At 58.4% G+C, this 18,554-nt stretch carries 12 protein-coding genes and 1 tRNA gene; 11 read left to right on the plus strand and 2 right to left on the minus strand.

Features of this window, described 5'->3' with window-relative positions; all coding sequences use genetic code 11:
* Positions 1-57 precede the first annotated feature (57 nt).
* From lgt to recD, 10 genes are all read left to right on the plus strand, one after another.
* Complete coding sequence (gene lgt, locus ACZ3HG_RS09800; RefSeq protein WP_191933939.1) at positions 58-936, plus strand: prolipoprotein diacylglyceryl transferase; 879 nt, start codon at positions 58-60, stop codon at positions 934-936.
* Complete coding sequence (thyA, locus tag ACZ3HG_RS09805; protein ID WP_465332755.1) at positions 933-1,727, plus strand: thymidylate synthase; 795 nt, start codon at positions 933-935, stop codon at positions 1,725-1,727. The genes lgt and thyA overlap by 4 nt, the downstream gene beginning before the upstream one ends.
* A gap of 193 nt (positions 1,728-1,920) precedes the next feature.
* Entirely contained in the window at positions 1,921-2,382 is a 462-nt protein-coding gene (locus ACZ3HG_RS09810; RefSeq protein ID WP_191933941.1) for a prepilin peptidase-dependent protein, read from the plus strand.
* The gene (locus tag ACZ3HG_RS09815) at positions 2,373-2,924 is read left to right on the plus strand and encodes a prepilin peptidase-dependent protein (RefSeq protein WP_191933942.1); all 552 of its coding nucleotides are present in this window, start codon (positions 2,373-2,375) and stop codon (positions 2,922-2,924) included. Before ACZ3HG_RS09810 ends, ACZ3HG_RS09815 begins: the two co-directional genes overlap by 10 nt.
* Positions 2,924-3,337, plus strand: coding sequence for a DUF2509 family protein (locus ACZ3HG_RS09820; protein ID WP_465332756.1), 414 nt, complete (start codon positions 2,924-2,926; stop codon positions 3,335-3,337). Before ACZ3HG_RS09815 ends, ACZ3HG_RS09820 begins: the two co-directional genes overlap by 1 nt.
* Complete coding sequence (locus ACZ3HG_RS09825; protein WP_191936239.1) at positions 3,327-3,644, plus strand: prepilin-type N-terminal cleavage/methylation domain-containing protein; 318 nt, start codon at positions 3,327-3,329, stop codon at positions 3,642-3,644. The genes ACZ3HG_RS09820 and ACZ3HG_RS09825 overlap by 11 nt, the downstream gene beginning before the upstream one ends.
* A gap of 75 nt (positions 3,645-3,719) precedes the next feature.
* Positions 3,720-7,088 carry an exodeoxyribonuclease V subunit gamma gene (recC, locus tag ACZ3HG_RS09830; protein WP_191936238.1) on the plus strand — a complete coding sequence of 1,123 codons (3,369 nt, stop codon included), beginning with the start codon at positions 3,720-3,722 and terminating at the stop codon, positions 7,086-7,088.
* A gap of 142 nt (positions 7,089-7,230) precedes the next feature.
* On the plus strand, positions 7,231-10,116 hold the full coding sequence (gene ptrA / locus ACZ3HG_RS09835) for a pitrilysin (RefSeq protein WP_191936237.1): 2,886 nt from the start codon (positions 7,231-7,233) through the stop codon (positions 10,114-10,116).
* Positions 10,113-13,649: an exodeoxyribonuclease V subunit beta gene (gene recB, locus ACZ3HG_RS09840; protein WP_465332757.1), complete on the plus strand. Its 3,537-nt coding sequence runs from the start codon at positions 10,113-10,115 to the stop codon at positions 13,647-13,649. The genes ptrA and recB overlap by 4 nt, the downstream gene beginning before the upstream one ends.
* Positions 13,646-15,484: an exodeoxyribonuclease V subunit alpha gene (gene recD, locus ACZ3HG_RS09845; protein WP_465332758.1), complete on the plus strand. Its 1,839-nt coding sequence runs from the start codon at positions 13,646-13,648 to the stop codon at positions 15,482-15,484. Before recB ends, recD begins: the two co-directional genes overlap by 4 nt.
* 73 nt (positions 15,485-15,557) lie before the next feature.
* Here recD and argA read toward each other — a convergent pair whose 3' ends face one another.
* The gene (gene argA / locus ACZ3HG_RS09850) at positions 15,558-16,913 is read right to left on the minus strand and encodes an amino-acid N-acetyltransferase (RefSeq protein ID WP_191933949.1); all 1,356 of its coding nucleotides are present in this window, start codon (positions 16,911-16,913) and stop codon (positions 15,558-15,560) included.
* 231 nt (positions 16,914-17,144) lie between these two features.
* Between argA and amiC the strand changes: the two genes are divergently transcribed.
* Entirely contained in the window at positions 17,145-18,392 is a 1,248-nt protein-coding gene (gene amiC, locus ACZ3HG_RS09855) for an N-acetylmuramoyl-L-alanine amidase AmiC (RefSeq protein ID WP_062744241.1), read from the plus strand.
* Between the two features lie 87 nt (positions 18,393-18,479).
* On the opposite strand, the gene ACZ3HG_RS09860 is transcribed toward amiC, so the two are convergent.
* A tRNA-Met gene (locus tag ACZ3HG_RS09860) sits at positions 18,480-18,554 on the minus strand.

Below are 18,554 nucleotides of genomic sequence, written 5' to 3' on the forward strand. Positions count from 1 at the left end.
TATGCAGCCCCTCCTTGTGCGGCTGCCTGTCAGGACTGACTTTAACAATGGTGAAAGATGAATAACGGCTATCTGGCTTTCCCTCAATTTGATCCGGTGATTTTCTCCATCGGGCCGGTTTCTCTGCACTGGTACGGACTGATGTACCTCGTGGGTTTTGTCTTCGCGATGTGGCTGGCTGTGCGCCGTGCTAACAAACCGGGCAGCGGCTGGAAAAAAGAAGAGGTAGAGAACCTCCTGTACGCGGGCTTCCTCGGCGTCTTCCTGGGCGGACGTATCGGCTATGTCCTGTTCTATAACATGCCGCTGTTCCTCGACAATCCTCTCTATCTGTTCAAAGTCTGGGATGGCGGTATGTCATTCCACGGTGGCCTGATCGGGGTGATCGTGGTGATGATGATCTTCGCCTACCGCACCAAACGTCATTTCTTCCAGGTGGCTGATTTTATGGCACCGCTGATCCCGTTCGGTCTGGGCGCGGGTCGCCTCGGCAACTTTATTAACGGCGAACTGTGGGGACGGGTCGACCCGAACCTGCCGTGGGCGATGCTGTTCCCGGGCTCTCGTAGTGAAGATATTGCCCTGGTGGCGACTCACCCTGAGTGGCAGCAGCTGCTGTCGACTTACGGGGTACTACCGCGTCATCCTTCTCAGCTTTATGAGCTGATCCTTGAAGGCATCGTGCTGTTTATTATTCTCAACGTCTTCATTCGCAAATCCCGTCCCATGGGCGCGGTATCCGGGCTGTTCCTGATTGGCTACGGTGCGTTCCGTATTATCGTTGAGTTCTTCCGCCAGCCTGACCAGCAGCTTGGCCTGTTCAGCGGCATCAGCATGGGGCAGATCCTCTCTATCCCGATGATTGTGGCTGGCGTGGTTATGATGATTTGGGCGTATCGTCGTCGCCCGCAAACACAGGCTCGTGGGGAAAAATGAAACAGTATCTGGCGTTAATGCAGCACGTGCTCGAACAGGGCACGCCAAAAAACGATCGTACCGGTACCGGCACGCTGTCGATTTTTGGTCATCAGATGCGTTTCAACCTGCAGGACGGGTTCCCGCTGGTGACCACCAAGAAGTGCCATCTGCGTTCGATCATTCATGAACTGCTGTGGTTCCTGAATGGCGATACCAATATTGCTTACCTGAAAGAAAACAAGGTCTCGATCTGGGACGAGTGGGCTGATGAGAATGGCGATCTTGGCCCGGTTTACGGCAAGCAGTGGCGCAGCTGGGGAACGCCTGATGGGGCACAGATTGACCAGCTGACAAAGGTGGTTGAACAGCTGAAATCCGATTCGGATTCGCGCCGGATCATTGTGTCAGCCTGGAATGTCGGTGAGCTGGATCAGATGGCGCTGGCACCCTGCCACGCGTTTTTCCAGTTCTACGTGGCCGACGGCAAGCTTTCCTGCCAGCTTTATCAGCGTTCGTGCGATATTTTCCTTGGCCTGCCGTTCAATATCGCCAGCTATGCGCTGCTGGTGCATATGATGGCGCAGCAGTGCGACCTGGAAGTGGGTGACTTTGTCTGGACCGGGGGAGACACTCATCTCTACAGCAACCACCTTGAACAGGCTCACCTGCAGCTGACGCGTGAACCGCGCGCGCTGCCGAAACTGATTATCAAGCGTAAACCGGCCTCCCTGTTTGACTATCGTTTCGACGATTTTGATATTGAAGGCTACGATCCGCATCCGGCGATTAAAGCACCGGTCGCGATCTGAGGCGTACCGCCCCCTTTCCCGGGGGCGGCACTGCCAGACGCGGTGATAAATTTCTGGTTAATCCCTTCCCTCCTGGAATCCCTCTCTCAACGTAAATGAATATGCCTGCAAGCGGGCAATCACTCTGCATGACGTCGCGCAATAACGCGAACAGGCGCTGGCCCCTGCGGGGTAAAAGCGCACAATGCCGTTCATGAAAAAGCGAAACCTTAACGGATTTACCCTGCTGGAAATGATGGTGGTGCTTACCCTGCTTGCCTTGCTCAGTCTGAGTGGCTGGGGCGGCTGGCAGCGCTGGCAGCAACGCCAGCAGCTCAACGACAGCGCGCAGCAGATCCAGCGTCTTTTACTCCGGCTGCGCAGTGATGCCAACTGGCATAATGTTGTCCATATCCTCTGGCTGAAGCCGGGGGCGCGCTGGTGTCTGGGGGCAGGACCGGTGAGGTGCGATCGTCCCCTGCGACATACCCTCCTGGCACCCCATTCCGCTATCAGCATCCGTTCAATCACCGAGGGTATGGGCTTCTATGGCCTGAATAATACAGCCCGTCCCGGCAGTATCGTTATTGCCAGTGAGGCCGGTGAGCGACGTATTATTGTATCTTCCCGCGGACGGGTGCGTATCTGCTGGCAGAACGAGGAGGCATGCCGGTGAAAACACAGGGGTTTACGCTGCTGGAAATGTTAATCGCTCTGGCTGTCAGCAGCCTCCTGATGCTGGGGGCGGCGCGAATGCTGCCGCAGCTGCAGACGCAAAGTCTGCGCTTGATGCTGCACGCCCGGTTGCACGAAGAGCTGCAGCAGATCATGCACACGCTGGAAAAAGCCGTGCGGCGGGCTGGCTACTGCCACGGGCACTGCCAGGGGGCCGGATTACAGGACACCCGGGGGGCCGACGGTTGCCTGCGGGTGCGCTGGGACGAAAACAGCAACGGCCAGTGGGAGGCCGCCGGGCATCACAACAGTGAGGTGTGGGGCTACCGTCTGCGGGCATCCAGCCTGGAAATGCAGCGCGGCATAGCGAACTGTCACGGTGGCGGCTGGGAGCGCCTGAACGACCCGCGAACAACCGGGATTGATGCGTTTCAGGTGATCCGCACCGGGCGTCAGGTGAAGATCATGCTGAGCGGCTATGTGCGCCGTTTTCCTGATATCAGGCTCGATCTTGAGCACTGGCTGACGGCGGAGAACCTCTGATGCCTCTGGCGACCCAGCGTGGCAGCGGAGCCCTCGTCGCGGTGATGATTGTTCTGCTGATGGGCACTCTGATGCTGCATGCTACACGGCGGCAGTTAAGCGATACTATGAGCCTGGTGGGGGATGAGCAGCGCTATTTCCAGCAATTTACCGGGGCGATGTCAGCACTTGCCTGGGGCTTACGCCTGCGCTGGCCCACCGCAGAACGCTGGCAGTGTCAGCATCAGGCGGAGTATCACTGGCGCGCCTGCATGCAGCCAGCGCTGCTGTTGCTCAGGGCCGACAGCGGACCGGGCACGCTGGCGCTCTGGCGCTGGGTCCGCCCGGGAGAGAAGGGCGCGATAGTGCCACATCCCAACGGCTGGCTGGATTTTTGCCCGTTAGCCGGGGGGGAAGCCTGTGATGGTGAATAATCGCCTGCTTCAGCGCGGATCCAGTCTGATCGAGGTGCTGTTTGCCCTGCTGCTTTTCAGCCTCAGCTACACGGCCCTGATGCATTATCAGCTGGCGCTGGGGCAGGGATTTCAGCGGCAGTGGCAGCAGCGCGAAGCCTGGCGTAATGCCTTCCAGCGATTACAGGGGAAAGAGACCGCAGGCTGGCAGACACCACAACGCTCACGCAGCGGTCCCGGGGGCTGCCGGCTGCTCACGGCGAAAGCCATCAGCCCGGCAGGACAACAGGCTGAACTGACGCGACTGCACTGTGATGAACCGCGCTGACGGAACCGTGACATTTTCAAGCCGGGCGTAACGGGGTAAAGTAGCCTCCGGCGTTTTATTAAAGGGCATGTGAGTATGTTTACCGTTTACCATTCGAATCAGCTGGATCTGCTCAAGACGCTGGCGTGCTGGCAGATAGAGAATCAGCCGCTGGGCGATCCGCTGCGTTCTGAAGTGGTACTGGTACAAAGCCCGGGGATGGCGCAGTGGCTGCAAATGTCGCTGGCCGAAGAGTTTGGTATTGCGGCCAATATCGACTTTCCGCTGCCCGCCAGTTTTATCTGGGACATGTTTGTCAGGGTGTTGCCAGAAATCCCGAAAGAGAGCGCCTTTAATAAATCCAGCATGAGCTGGAAGCTGATGGCGATCCTGCCCGTCATGCTGCCGGGCGACGAGTTTGAAATGCTGCGGCACTATCTCAGCGATGACGACGACAGCCGTAAGCTGTTCCAGCTGGCCTCACGCGTGGCAGATCTCTTTGACCAGTATCTGGTTTACCGTCCGCACTGGTTAAACAGTTGGGAAAAAGGTCAGCTGATTGATGGCCTGGGCGAATCGCAGCGCTGGCAGGCCCCGCTGTGGGCTGCCCTGGTTGAGTATACCCATAAACTCGGCCAGCCAGAGTGGCACCGTGCCAATCTCTATCAGCGCTTTATCAGCAAGCTGGAGAACAGCCGTGAGCGACCGGCCAGCCTGCCAGACCGCGTGTTTATCTGCGGTATCTCCGCACTTCCCCCGGTCTATTTGCAGGCCCTGCAGGCGCTGGGCAGACACATTGATATTCACCTGCTGTTCACTAACCCCTGCCGCCACTACTGGGGCGACATTCAGGACTACGCTTTTCTTGCAAAACTGCAAAGTCGCCACCGGCGGCATTATCAGGATAACCGTGAAATTCCTCAGTTCCTCGACAGTGACTCCGCGTCCTCCCTCTTTAACGAGGGGGGAGAGCAGCAGCTGAGTAATCCTCTGCTGGCTTCCTGGGGCAAGCTGGGACGTGACAACCTGTATCTGCTGGCACAGATGGAACCCAACGAAGTCTTTGCCTTTGTTGATATTGAACCGGATAACCTGCTGCATACGCTGAAGCGCGATCTGCTGGAGCTGGAAGATCATGCAGCCATTGGCCTGAAGCAGAGCGACTGGTCCCACAGCCGCAGTAAGCGGGTGCTGGCACCGGACGACCGTTCGGTAGCTATCCACCTGTGCCACAGCCCGCAGCGTGAGGTGGAAGTATTACAGGATCGGCTGCTGGCGATGATGGCAGACGATCCCACGCTGACCGCCCGCGATATCATCGTGATGGTCGCCGATATTGATGCCTACACGCCGTTTATTCAGGCTGTCTTTGGCAACGCGCCAGCGGAGCGCGCGCTGCCGTTTGCGATTTCTGACCGTCGTGCCAGTCAGGCCCATCCGGCATTACAGGCGTTTATTTCGCTGCTCAGCCTGCCGGAAAGTCGCTTTACCGCTGAGGATGTGCTGGCGCTGCTGGAAGTTCCGGCTGTCGCCAGCCGGTTTGCGGTTGATGAAGAGGGCCTGCGTCTGCTGCGCCACTGGGTGGCAGAGTCCGGCGTACGCTGGGGGCTGGACGATGACAGCGTACGTGAGCTGGATCTGCCGGCGACGGGTCAGCACACCTGGCATTTCGGTCTGACGCGGATGCTGCTGGGCTACGCCATGAACAGTGATGCGGGCGACTGGCAGGGGATTTTGCCTTATGACGAATCCAGCGGGCTGATCGCGGAACTGGCCGGCAACCTCGCGGAGCTGCTGATGCAGCTGAATCGCTGGCGGCAGTGGCTGAGTGAACCCCGTATGCTTGAGGACTGGCTGCCGCTGTGCCGCCAGATGCTGGATGACTTCTTTACCAGTGACGCAGAAACAGAAGCGGCCCTGGCTCTGATTGAAGAGCAGTGGCAGCAGGCGATAACCTACGGCGTAGAGGCGGGCTATAAGCAGGCCGTGCCGCTCGCGCTGCTGCGTGATGACCTGTCATCGCGTCTGGATCAGCAGCGGATCAGCCAGCGCTTCCTCGCCGGCCCGGTTAACTTTTGTACGCTGATGCCAATGCGCTCTATTCCATTTAAAGTGGTCTGCCTGCTGGGGATGAACGACGGCGTCTATCCGCGCACGCTGCCTCCGCTGGGGTTTGATTTAATGAGCCAGCAGGCGCAGAAGGGGGATCGCAGCCGCCGTGACGATGACCGGTATCTGTTCCTGGAGGCACTTAATTCCGCGCAGCAGCAGCTTTATATCAGTTATATCGGTCGCTCAATTCAGGACAACACGGAGCGCTATCCGTCGGTACTGGTCAGTGAATTAGTGGAGTACATCAGTCAGAGCTTCTGTCTGGAACAGGATCGCGACCGGGATGTCGACAGCAGCGCCGATGCGGTGGTGAAGCATCTGCACCACCTGCACAGCCGGATGCCTTTCGCGGCCGAAAATTTCAGTACCGGCTATGAATTCCGCAGTTTTGCCGCCGAATGGCTGCCCGCGGCCAGCGCAAAAGGGACAGCCCATCCGCCGTTTATGCAGCCGTTACCGGATGAGCCATCAGACGCGCTGAGTTTTGATAAGCTGGTGCGTTTCTGGCGGCACCCGGTGCGGGCTTTCTTCAGCCTGCGTCTGGGGGTCAGCTTCCAGCTCGAAGAGACGGGGCTGCCCGATGCCGAACCGTTTTCCCTGCAGGGGTTGAGCCGCTATCAGGTGAACATGCAGCTGCTGAACAGCCTGATTGAGGGCAGTGAAAGCGAGCGTCTGTATGCCCGCCAGCGTGCTGCCGGGGCGTTACCCTACGGGGCCTTTGGTGAGCTGTTCTGGCAGGAGCAGGAGCAGGAAATGAGTGAACTGGCCGGGCGCGTGCGGGAGCGGCGGGCGGCGGCAGAAAGCTGGGAGATCCAGCTGGAGGTCGGCAACCTGGCCCTCAGCGGCTGGCTACCCCAGGTGCAGGACAGCGGTCTGCTGCGCTGGCGTCCGGGTATGCTTAATTTTAACGACGGGCTGACGCTGTGGCTTGAGCACCTGGTGTACTGCGCGCTGGGCGGAACCGGCAGCAGTATGATGTTGGGTCGTAAAGAGAGTGAGTGGCGCTTCGCCCCTCTGACTGCTGAGGACGCCATGCAGCACCTCAATCGTTATGTTGAAGGCTACCGGCAGGGCATGTGCGCGCCGCTGCTGTTGACCGCATCCGGTGGTGCCTGGCTAAGGGCCTGTTACGACGAAAAAACGGGCGTGCTGCTGCGCGATGACGCCACGCTGAAAAAAGCCCGTGTAAAACTGCTGCAGTGCTGGCAGGGAAATTATCAAATTGACGGGGAGGGCACTGACCCTTACCTGCAACGTCTGCTGCGCACGCTCGATAGCGTCAGTGAACAGGGGATGACCGCAGAGGCGGAACGCTGGCTGTTCCCTCTGTTGCAGCACCATTGCCCGAATTAGGGCATGTTTTCAGGACATTCAGCGCTGCATCCTGTATGTTTTTATTGCGTTAAGCGCGCAGATTAATCCTGTGCGTTGGAATCTGTAAGCCGATATTTAACCGGCAGGAAGCCGGTGAATAATAGCCCGTTGAGGAGTTTGAATGCGTCGTTATGCAGTCTGGTTAGCTTGTTTTGTTTCTGTCACGCTGTTTGCCCCGCTGGTTCAGGCGCAGCAAGGCTGGCAGCCGATTACTGACACTATCCGAAAAAGTGAGAAGGACCCTCGCCAGTATCAGGCCATTACGTTAGATAACGGCATGACTGTGCTGCTGGTCTCTGACGCGCAGGCGACGAAATCGCTGGCGGCGCTGACACTCCCCGTGGGTTCACTGGAAAACCCCACCGAACAGCCCGGACTGGCCCACTACCTTGAACATATGGTGCTGATGGGATCGAAACGTTATCCGCAGCCGGATAACCTTGCCGAATTCCTGAAAAAGCACGGCGGCAGCCATAATGCCAGCACGGCGTCTTACCGCACGGCTTTCTACCTGGAGGTAGAAAACGATGCGCTGCAGCCTGCTGTCGATCGTCTGGCCGATGCCATTGCAGAACCACTGCTTGACCCGGTTAACGCTGACCGGGAACGCCATGCGGTCAACGCTGAACTGACAATGGCCCGTTCGCGTGATGGTCTGCGTATGTCGCAGGTGAACGCTGAGACGCTTAACCCGTTGCACCCCAGTTCGCATTTTGCTGGCGGTAACCTGGAGACTCTGAGCGATAAGCCAGGCAGCAAACTGCACGATGCGCTGAAAGCCTTTTATCATCGTTACTACTCTGCCAATTTAATGAAGGCGGTGATCTACAGTAATCAGCCGATGCCTGAGCTGGAAAAAATTGCTGCCGCGACGTTTGGCCGTGTGGAAAACCGGCAGGCGACGGTGCCGGATATCACCGTGCCGGTGGTGACTGACCAGCAGAAAGGCATCATTATTCACTACGTCCCCGCCCAGCCGCGCAAGCAGCTTAAAATCGAATTTCGCATTGATAACAACAGCGACAAATACCGCAGCAAAACGGACACACTGATCGGTTATCTGATCGGTAACCGCAGTAAAAATACGCTGTCAGACTGGCTGCAAAATCAGGGGCTGGCCGATTCAGTGAACGCCGGTGCCGACCCGATGATTGACCGCAACGGCGGTGTATTCGCCATCGCGATTTCCCTGACCGATAAAGGGCAGGCCAACCGTGATGAGGTGATCGCGGCGGTCTTCAGCTATCTGAAAACCCTGCGTACCCAGGGCATTGATAAACGTTACTTTGATGAAGTGTCGCACGTGCTGGATCTCGACTTCCGCTATCCGTCGATTACCCGTGACATGGACTATATCGAGTGGCTGGTGGATACCATGCTGCGTGTGCCGGTGGCCGATACCCTGGTTGCCCCGTATATCGCCGATCGCTTTGATCCCGCAGCGGTCAACGCGCGGCTGGACGCGATGACCCCACAGAATGCCCGTATCTGGTTCATCAGCCCGAAAGAGCCGCACAATAAAACCGCCTACTTTGTCGATGCGCCCTATCAGGTCGATCATATTTCCGCACAGCGCTTCAGCGACTGGCAGAAAGCCAGCGATAAAATTTCCCTGTCACTGCCGGAGCTTAACCCCTATATACCGGATGATTTCAGCCTGATTAAACCGGGTAAGCCTTATTCACGTCCGCAGGAGCTGGTGAATGAGAAAGGGTTGCGCGTGTTCTACATGCCCAGCCAGTATTATGCCGATGAACCGAAAGCGAACATCACGCTGGCACTGCGTAATAAAGCATCAATGAGCACGGCGCAGAATCAGGTGTTGTTTGCACTAAATGATTACCTGGCAGGGGTGGCTCTGGATGAGCTGAGCTCACAGGCCTCGGTGGGTGGCATCAGCTTCTCCACCGGTGAAGATGATGGCGTTTCCTTCAGCGCCAGTGGGTTTACTCAGCGCCTGCCGAAACTGATGGGCCAGCTGCTGGCCGGTTATGCCAGCTTTACGCCCACAGAGCAACAGCTGGAGCAGGCCAAGTCCTGGTACCTTGAGCGTCTTGACGCGGCCGAGAAGGGCAAAGCGTTTGAGCTGGCCATCCAGCCCGCACAGTTACTGTCACAGCTACCCTATACCCAACGCAGCGAACGCCGCAAGCTCCTGCCAGGCATCACGCTACAGCAGCTGCTTGACTACCGTAAAATGCTGCTGGAAAACGCCACGCCTGAGCTGATGGTGGTCGGCAATATGACTCCTGAGGCGGTACGCCAGCTGGCGAATGAGGTAAAACATCAGCTTAACTGTGAGGGCAGCGACTGGTGGCACAGCCAGCACGTTACAGTGGATAAAAAAGTGCTGGCTAACCTGCAACAGCCGGGAAGCAGCACCGACTCTGCGCTGGCTGCGGTGTATGTCCCCCTGGGCTTTACTGAATATCAGAGCATGGCCAGCAGTGCCATGCTAAGCCAGATCGTCCAGCCGTGGTTCTACAACCAGCTGCGCACCGAAGAGCAGCTCGGCTATGCGGTCTTCTCCTTCCAGATGCCGGTCGGCCGCCAGTGGGGGATCGGCTTCCTGCTGCAAAGCAACGTCAAGCAGCCTGCCTACCTGTTAAGCCGCTTTAAGGCGTTTTATCCGACGGCTGAAAAGCGTCTGCGTGAGATGAGCAAAGCGGATTTCGCCCAGTATCAGGCCGCGATGATCAATGAGCTCAGGCAGCGTCCGCAGACGCTGGATGAAGAAGCCGGGCGCTACACCAAAGATTTTGACCGTGAAAACTACCGTTTCGATACCCGTGAGAAAGTGATTGCCCAGGTTCAGGCGCTGACGCCGCAGGCTATCGCTGATTTCTTCCATCAGGCGGTAATGGCACCGACGGGACTGGCGCTGCTGTCGCAGGTATCGGGCAGCCACCACGGCAAGGCTGATTATGCCGCAGAGAAAGGGTTCACCACGTGGAAAGACCTCTCTACGCTGCAGCAGTCATTGCCGGTGAGCCAGGATAAGCCATGAACCCACGGGTACCTGAGCGGCTCGATCCGTTAACCCTGCCGCTGCAGGGCGAGCGCCTGATTGAGGCCTCGGCCGGGACCGGGAAAACCTTTACCATCGGGTTGCTGTATCTGCGCCTGTTGCTGGGGCTGGGCGGCGACGAGGCCGCCTTCAGCCGCCCACTGTCGGTGGAAGAGATCCTGGTGGTGACTTTTACCGAAGCCGCCACGGCGGAACTGCGCGGGCGTATCCGCGCCAATATTCACGAGCTGCGCATTGCCTGCGTGCGGGGCGAGAGTCAGAATCCGATGCTGGCGGCGTTGATGGCCGAAGTAACCGACTTATCCCGGGCGGCATCGATGCTGCTGGCGGCGGAACGACAGATGGATGAAGCCGGGGTTTTTACCATTCACGGTTTCTGCCAGCGTATGCTCAACCTCAATGCCTTTGAATCAGGAATGCTGTTTGAGCAGGTGCTGATTGAGGACGAAACGCCGCTGCGCCGCCGGGCCACGGCGGACTTCTGGCGCAGACACTGTTATCCACTCCCGCTTCCTGTCGCCCGGGTGGTTCGCCAGCTCTGGGACGGACCGGAGCAGCTATTGAAAACGCTGTCGCCGTGGCTGGGAGGGGAAGCGCCGGCCTTGAAGTCGGCCCCGGCGCCCGATGAAACGCTGGAGCAGCGCCATGAAAAAATCATTGCGCAAATTGATGCACTGAAACAGGCGTGGCTGGCGGCGGGCGACCTGCTCTCGCTGGTCGAATCCTCTGGCGTGGACAAGCGTAGTTATAGTAGTAAGCACTTACCTAACTGGCTGGAGAAAATCACCCAGTGGGCGCAAACGGTGACGGAAGACTATGAGGTTATCAAAGACCTTGAGCGCTTCGGTCAGCGCGTGCTGTCAGAAAAAACGAAAAAAGGGGAGCCGCCCCGTCATGCGCTGTTTGACCAGATTGATGCGTTCCTGGCTCAACCGCTTTCGCTGCGCGACCTGGTGATTGCCCGCGCGCTGCACGAAGTGCGCTTTGTGACTCAGCAGGAGAAACGTCTGCACGCCCAGCTCGGCTTTGACGATCTGCTCGGGCGCTTCGATGCGGCGCTACAGCAGCCAGGCGGTGCGGCGCTGGCAATGGCCATCCGTCAGCGCTATCCGGTGGCGCTTATCGATGAGTTCCAGGACACCGATCCGCAGCAATACCGCATATTTCATACGCTGTATGCCGGACAGCCGGACTGCGCACTGCTGCTGATCGGCGACCCAAAACAGGCTATCTATGCTTTTCGTGGAGCAGATATCTTCACCTACATGAAAGCACGTGCAGAAGTTAGCGCCCACTATACGCTGGAGACTAACTGGCGCTCATCACCCGCGATGGTTGAAGGCGTTAATCAACTGTTTTTACACCAGCGCAACCCGTTCTTATTCAGCGATATTCCCTTTATCACCGTCAGCCCGGCAGAGCCTAACGCCAGCCTGAGCTTTAGCCTCGACGGGCAGGAACAACCGGCCCTGCAGTTCTGGCTACAGCCAGGCGATGGCGTGGGGGTAAGTGATTACCAACAGTTTATGGCACGCCAGTGTGCAGCGGAGATCCGCCGCTGGCTTACGGCGGGTCAGCAGGGTACCGCACTGATTGGTAAGGTGGGAAAACAGCAGCCGGTTCGTGCCTCCGATATCACTATCCTGGTGCGCAGCCGCAGCGAGGCGTCGGTAATGCGGGAGGCGCTGAAGGGGCTTGCGATCCCGTCGGTGTACCTCTCTAACCGCGACAGCGTCTTCACCACCCCGGAAGCCCGCGAGATGCTGTGGTTGCTGCAGGCGGTACTGGCACCTGAACAGGAGCGCACGCTGCGCAGCGCGCTGGCCAGCAGCCTGCTGGGCCTGGATGCGCGGGAGCTTGATGCGCTGAACCAGGATGAGCGCGCCTGGGATGCGCTGGTGGATGAGTTTGCTGACTACCGGCAGCGCTGGCTTAAGCGCGGCGTGCTGCCGATGCTGCGCGATCTGATGGTGAAACGACATATTGCCGAAAACCTGCTGGCCTCCGACAGCGGTGAACGCCGTCTGACGGACCTGCTACATCTGGGAGAACTGTTGCAGGAGGCGGCGGCGACTGTGGACAGTGAGCATGCGCTGGTGCGCTGGCTGGCCCAGCAGGTGGAGCAGCCGGATGGTCAGGTCAGTAATCAGCAGCTGCGCCTCGAAAGCGACCGTCACCTGGTGCAGATTGTCACCATCCATAAATCGAAAGGCTTGCAGTATCCGTTGGTGTGGCTGCCGTTTGTTGCCAACTTCCGTGAAGCGGAAAATGGTGTCTATCACGACCGCCAGACGTTTGAAGCGCTGCTCGACCTGCAACAGGGGGAAGAGAGCGTGGCGCTGGCCGGGGAGGAGAGGCTGGCGGAGGATCTGCGTCTGCTTTACGTGGCGCTGACCCGCTCAGTCTTCCACTGTAGCGTCGGCATTGCGCCGTTGATCAAAGGTACCCGCAAAAAAGAGGGTAACAGCGACCTGCACCGCAGTGCGCTGGGCTATCTTGTCCAGCAGGGTGAACCTGCGGATGCCGCTGGTCTGAGGGCAGCGTTGCTGACGCTGCAAAGCGCAGCGACAGCGATTGTCATTCCGCAGGAGCCTGACGATACGCCGTGGCAGCCGGAACGTGAAGATCCGCAGGTACTGAGCAGCCAGCAATTGCGGCGTTCACTGCGCGACGACTGGCGCGTCACCAGTTATTCCGGCCTGCAACAGCATGGTCATGCCCCGGCACTGGATTTGCTGCCGCGCCTGGACGTGGATGCGGTGGGAGAAGCCAGTGATGAGCGGGGGCCACAGCTGACGCCGCACAGTTTCCCACGCGGAGCGGCACCGGGCACGTTCCTGCACGGTTTGTTTGAAACGCTGGAATTTACCGCTCCGCTGGAGGACGACTGGCTGGCGCGGCATCTGAGTGGGCAGGGGCTTGACGAGGCCTGGTTCCCGGTAATGCGCGACTGGGTTGAGCGCATCCTGCATACCCCCCTGAATGAGAGTGGTGTCAGCCTGCGTCTTCTGACACCGGACGTCAGGCGGGTCGAACTTCAGTTTTATCTGCCGATCTCACGCCTGCTCACCGCCGATGCGCTGGATAAGGTGGTGCGCCAGGATCCGCTCTCTGCGGGCTGTCCACCGCTGGACTTTTATCAGGTGCAGGGCATGCTGAAAGGTTTTATCGACCTGGTCTTCTGCTGGCAGGGGAAATATTACCTGCTGGACTACAAATCTAACTGGCTGGGTGAGGACAGTAGCGCCTACACCCAGGAAGCGATGGCGCAGGCAATGCGGTCGCATCGTTACGACCTGCAGTATCAGCTTTATACCCTGGCATTGCATCGCTACCTGCGCCATCGTCTGGCCGACTATGACTACGAACGCCATTTTGGTGGCGTCATTTATCTGTTCCTGCGTGGCCTGGACGGCACGGAGGGCAGCAACGGGATATACAGCACGCGGCCACAGGCAGATTTTGTCACTGCTCTGGACCAGCTGTTTGCAAACGACGCGGAGCCCGCATGACGCTAATGGAAGGGTTACAGCAGGCACAGCGCCTGCGGCTGCTGCGTCCGCTTGACGTACAGTTTGCGCAGATGGTAGCGACGGCACAGCAGCCAGCGCTGATGCTGGCTGCCGCGCTGGTCAGCCGCGATGCGGGGGAAGGGCATGTCTGCCTGCCGCTCGATCAGCTTCACCCGGAGGCCTTTTTTGCCGGGCGTCATCCAGAGCTGGCGCAGGCCTTATGGCAGGCTGCCGGCACCCCCCAGGACTGGTCAGCCTGTCTGCTGGCGCAACATGCTGTCAGTGACGGGCAGTCAGCCACACCGCTGGTGCTGTATCAGCAGCGCCTGTATCTGCACCGGATGTGGCAGAGCGAAGGCGAGGTCGCGGAGTTTGTGCAGCGCCGGCAGCAGACCGTGACGCTGGATGAAGTACCGATGCGCCAGACGCTGGATCGTTATTTTGGCCAACAGCCTGATGACTGGCAGAAGATTGCCGCTGCGGTGGCGCTAACCTGCCAGGTGTCGGTGATTTCCGGCGGACCGGGCACCGGGAAAACCACCACGGTGGCCAAACTCCTTGCCAGCCTGATCGAACTGTCAGCCAGTGCGCCGCGCATTGAACTGGCAGCACCCACCGGAAAAGCTGCGGCCAGGCTGACAGAGTCGCTGGGTAAAACTCTGCATGAACTGCAGCTTGATGAAGCGATCCAGCGTCGTTTCCCCGGCGAAGCCACCACGCTGCACCGCCTGCTCGGTGCGCTGCCGGGCAGCCAGCGGATGCGTTATCACCGGGGCAACCCGCTGCATCTTGATGTGCTGGTCGTGGATGAAGCTTCCATGGTCGATCTGCCGATGCTGGCCAACCTGATTGCGGCCCTGCCCCCGCAGGCGCGGATAATTTTTCTCGGTGACCGCGATCAGCTGGCCTCGGTGGAAGCCGGTGCCGTGTTGGGAGATATCTGCCGCTGCGCCGAACTGGGCTACAGTCCGGAGCGTGCCGCGCAACTGACAAGGCTGACCGGATGCGAGGTGGCCGGACGTGAAGACACCCGTGCCTCTGCGGTACGCGATACAATTTGCCTGTTGCGCAAAAGTTATCGCTTCACCGAGTCATCAGGTATTGGCCAGCTGGCGCTGGCGGTCAATGCCGGCGAGGTGAAGCGAGTGGAACAGGTATTTCAGGGGGCGTTCAGCGATATCCGGCGGCATGCGTTAAGCAGCAGCGACGATTATCAGCAACTGCTGAATGACTGTGTGGCGGGCTATCGTGGCTATCTCAAGCTGCTGGCGGCTGGTGCCGCTCCGGCGGAGATTCTGGCCGAATTCGGTCGTTTCCAGCTCCTGTGTGCCCTGCGAGAGGGGCCGTTTGGCGTCGCCGGGCTGAATGACCGTATTGAGCAGTCGCTGCGCCAGGCGGGACTGATCCGCCGTAACATGGCGGTCAATGGAAAATGGTTTGCCGGACGTCCCGTCATGATCGCGCGTAACGATCGGGCGCTTGGCCTGTTTAACGGCGATATCGGCATTGCAATGCCGGACAGCGAGCAGCAGTTGAAAGTGTACTTCCCGCTGCCGGACGGCACGATCAAAGCGGTACAGCCCAGCCGCCTGCCGCCACATGACAGTGCGTGGGCAATGACGGTCCACAAGTCTCAGGGATCGGAGTTTGAACATACGCTGATGGTGCTGCCGAATCAGGTCATGCCGGTGCTGACGCGTGAGCTGGTGTATACCGCCATCACGCGTGCCAAACGGCAGCTAACGCTGTACGCCGATAACGGCGTGTTTAACGCCGCAGTGAAGATGCGCACGCAAAGGCGCAGCGGGCTGGTCGATCGTTTAACGAGGGTGTAGGGACGGCGTGGGGATCCGGCCGGGGCGACCAGAACAGACGGTCACCCCGGGAAGCTGATCGCACTGTGCGCGATTAACTCTGCCGTGTATGTGCGTTGGCTTCCCGCAGGTCGACCATCAGCACTTTGGAACGGCGCTGATAGTTGTACATCTGTTTTTTGCTTTCCGGCAGCAGTTCAATATCTACCGGCACAAAGCCGCGTTCCTGGAACCAGTGAATACTGCGGGTGGTTAGCACAAACAGTTTTTTCAGCCCCATCTGCCGCGCCTGTAACGCTACGCGCTCCAGCAGTGCCTCGCCGCGTGCCGAACTGCGGTAATCCGGGTGGACTGCCACGCAGGCCATTTCACCAATCTGCTCTTCGGGGAACGGATAGAGCGCAGCGCAGCCGATGGTCAGGTTATCGCGTTCAACAATCGTAAACTTATCGATTTCCATTTCCAGCTGCTCGCGTGAGCGACGCACCAGAATGCCCTGCTGCTCCAGCGGGCGGATCAGTTCCAGGATGCCACCAATATCGTTAATCGTGGCACGGCGGATCTGCTCGGCGCTCTCCATCACAATCTGCGTACCGATACCGTCGCGTGAGAACAGCTCCTGTAACAGCGCGCCGTCTTCCTGATAGCTGATCAGATGACTGCGGCGAACGCCGCTGCGGCAGGCTTTAACGGCACCGCGCAGAAAACGCACCGTGCCGGAATGATAATCATCACTGGTTTCCAGTTCTTCGATGCGCTGCTGCGCTTCGTTTGGAAACAGTTCGGACACGATGTCACCTTCGCTGTTTATCACCCCCTGCTCAGAGCAGAAGCCAATCATCTTTTCAGCTTTCAGCTTGATCGCCAGCTGCGTTGCCACCTCTTCCGAGGTCAGGTTGAAACTCTCCCCGGTCACCGAGACGGCAACCGGCCCCATCAGCACGATGGCTCCGCTGTCCAGCTGGCGATGGATCGCCTCTTCATCAATACGACGGATGCGGCCGCTGTGACAGTAGTCTACGCCGTCATCCACGCCCAGCGGCTGCGCAATGATAAAGTTACCGCTCACCACATTAATATGCGCACCCTGCAGCGGCGTATTGTTCAGGCTCATCGACAGGCGGGCCGTGATATCGAGCTGCAAACGGCCAGCTGCCTGCTTTACCAGCTCCAGGGAAGGCGCATCCGTGACGCGGGTGTGCTTATGATAGAGAGGGGCCAGATTGCGCTCTGCAAGACTGGCGTCAATCTGTGGCCGTGCGCCGTACACCACAACCAGGCGGATGCCCAGGCTGTGCAGCAGGCCAATATCGTTAACGATGCTTGAGAAGTTCTCATGCTCGATGGCTTCCCCACCCAGCATAATGACAAACGTTTTACCACGGTGGGCGTTGATATAGGGAACGGTATGACGAAATCCCTGAACCAGCTCGGTACTACGTTCCTTCACGGCAAACCCTCTTTGAATTATTATTCGATAAAAGTGTATTTTTATTCTTTTATCGGGTCAGGTGCAAGCCCCATTTATCCTTACTTATCACCCGCTACCGTATTTCCTGGTGGCTAATGCCCTGCATTTATTCGCTTTTTTGGGGTGACACTGCCGGGTGGATTCGTTAAAGTTTTTGCAAAATTTATCTTATTGGCTTTTTATTAGACACATCACAGCATCAGGAGCGGCATGACCGATTCAACTTCTCTTAACCGGCGGCGGTTAATACAGGGAGCAGGGGCAGCCTGCTTACTCAGCTTCAGCCGTATCGGCTTCGCCGCCAGCAGTCACGTACTGGCTATCCGTCTCTGGCCTTCTTCTACCTACTCACGCCTGACCATTGAGTCAAATACCGCGCTTAAATATAAGCAGTTTGCCCTGAGCAATCCCGAGCGGGTCGTGGTGGATATCGAAAACATCCGGCTAAATGCCGTTCTGAATCGCGTGGGAAATCTGGTGCGATCGGACGACCCTTATATCAAAAATGCCCGCGTCGGCCAGTTTACCCCCAACACCGTCAGGCTGGTGCTGGAACTGAAGCAGAATGTCGCCCCACGCATCTTCACGCTGGCCCCGGTGGCCGGGATCAATAACCGCCTGGTGCTGGATCTCTATCCGGCCATGTCGCAGAAGTACACGGATGATCCGCTGCTGGCATTGCTGGAAGATTACAATCAGGGGGAGCTGGAGCGCAGCCAGCCCGCCGATGCGGCTTTACCGGGTAAGGCCGGCAGGGACAGGCCCATCGTCATTATGATCGACCCCGGCCACGGAGGCGAAGACTCCGGGGCCGTAGGTAAACATAAGACCCGCGAGAAGGATGTGGTGCTGAAGATTGGTCGCCGTCTGAAGGCGCTGATCGACAAGCAGCCGAATATGCGCGCCTATATGACGCGTAATGAAGATGTGTTTATTCCACTGAAAGTGCGGGTGGCTAAGGCGCGGAAGCAGCGGGCCGACCTGTTCGTCTCTATTCACGCGGACGCGTTTACCAGCCGTGCGGCGCGCGGATCGTCGGTGTTTGCGCTGTCGACGAAAGGGGCCACCAGTACCGCTGCCCGTTTTCTGGCAAAGACGCAGAATGAGTCGGATCTGATTGGGGGCGTCAGTATGAGCGGCGACCGTTACCTGGACCACACCATGTTCGATATGGTGCAAAGCCTGACGATCAATGACAGCCTTAAGTTCGGGAAAGAGGTGCTGTCACGGATGGGAAAAATTAATCATCTGCATAAACGCACCGTGGACCAGGCGGGCTTCGCGGTACTGAAAGCACCGGATATTCCGTCGATTCTGGTGGAAACCGCCTTTATCAGTAACATTGAAGAAGAGCGTAAGCTGCGCACTACGCGTTTTCAGCATCAGGTGGCGGATTCGATTCTGGCCGGGATTAAAGCCTACTTTGCCAGCGGCGCACCATTGGCCCCGCATAAATAGTCATTGGGCGGAAGGGATTCCGCTGCAATTCAGGGGGGGAGGGGGGTAAACGACAGATACAAAAAAACACCCTTAAGGGTGCTTGATTGGTTGCGGGAGCCGGATTTGAACCGACGACCTTCGGGTTATGAGCCCGACGAGCTACCAGGCTGCTCCATCCCG

The organism is Erwinia sp. PME.40.26/001 (assembly GCF_055556675.1).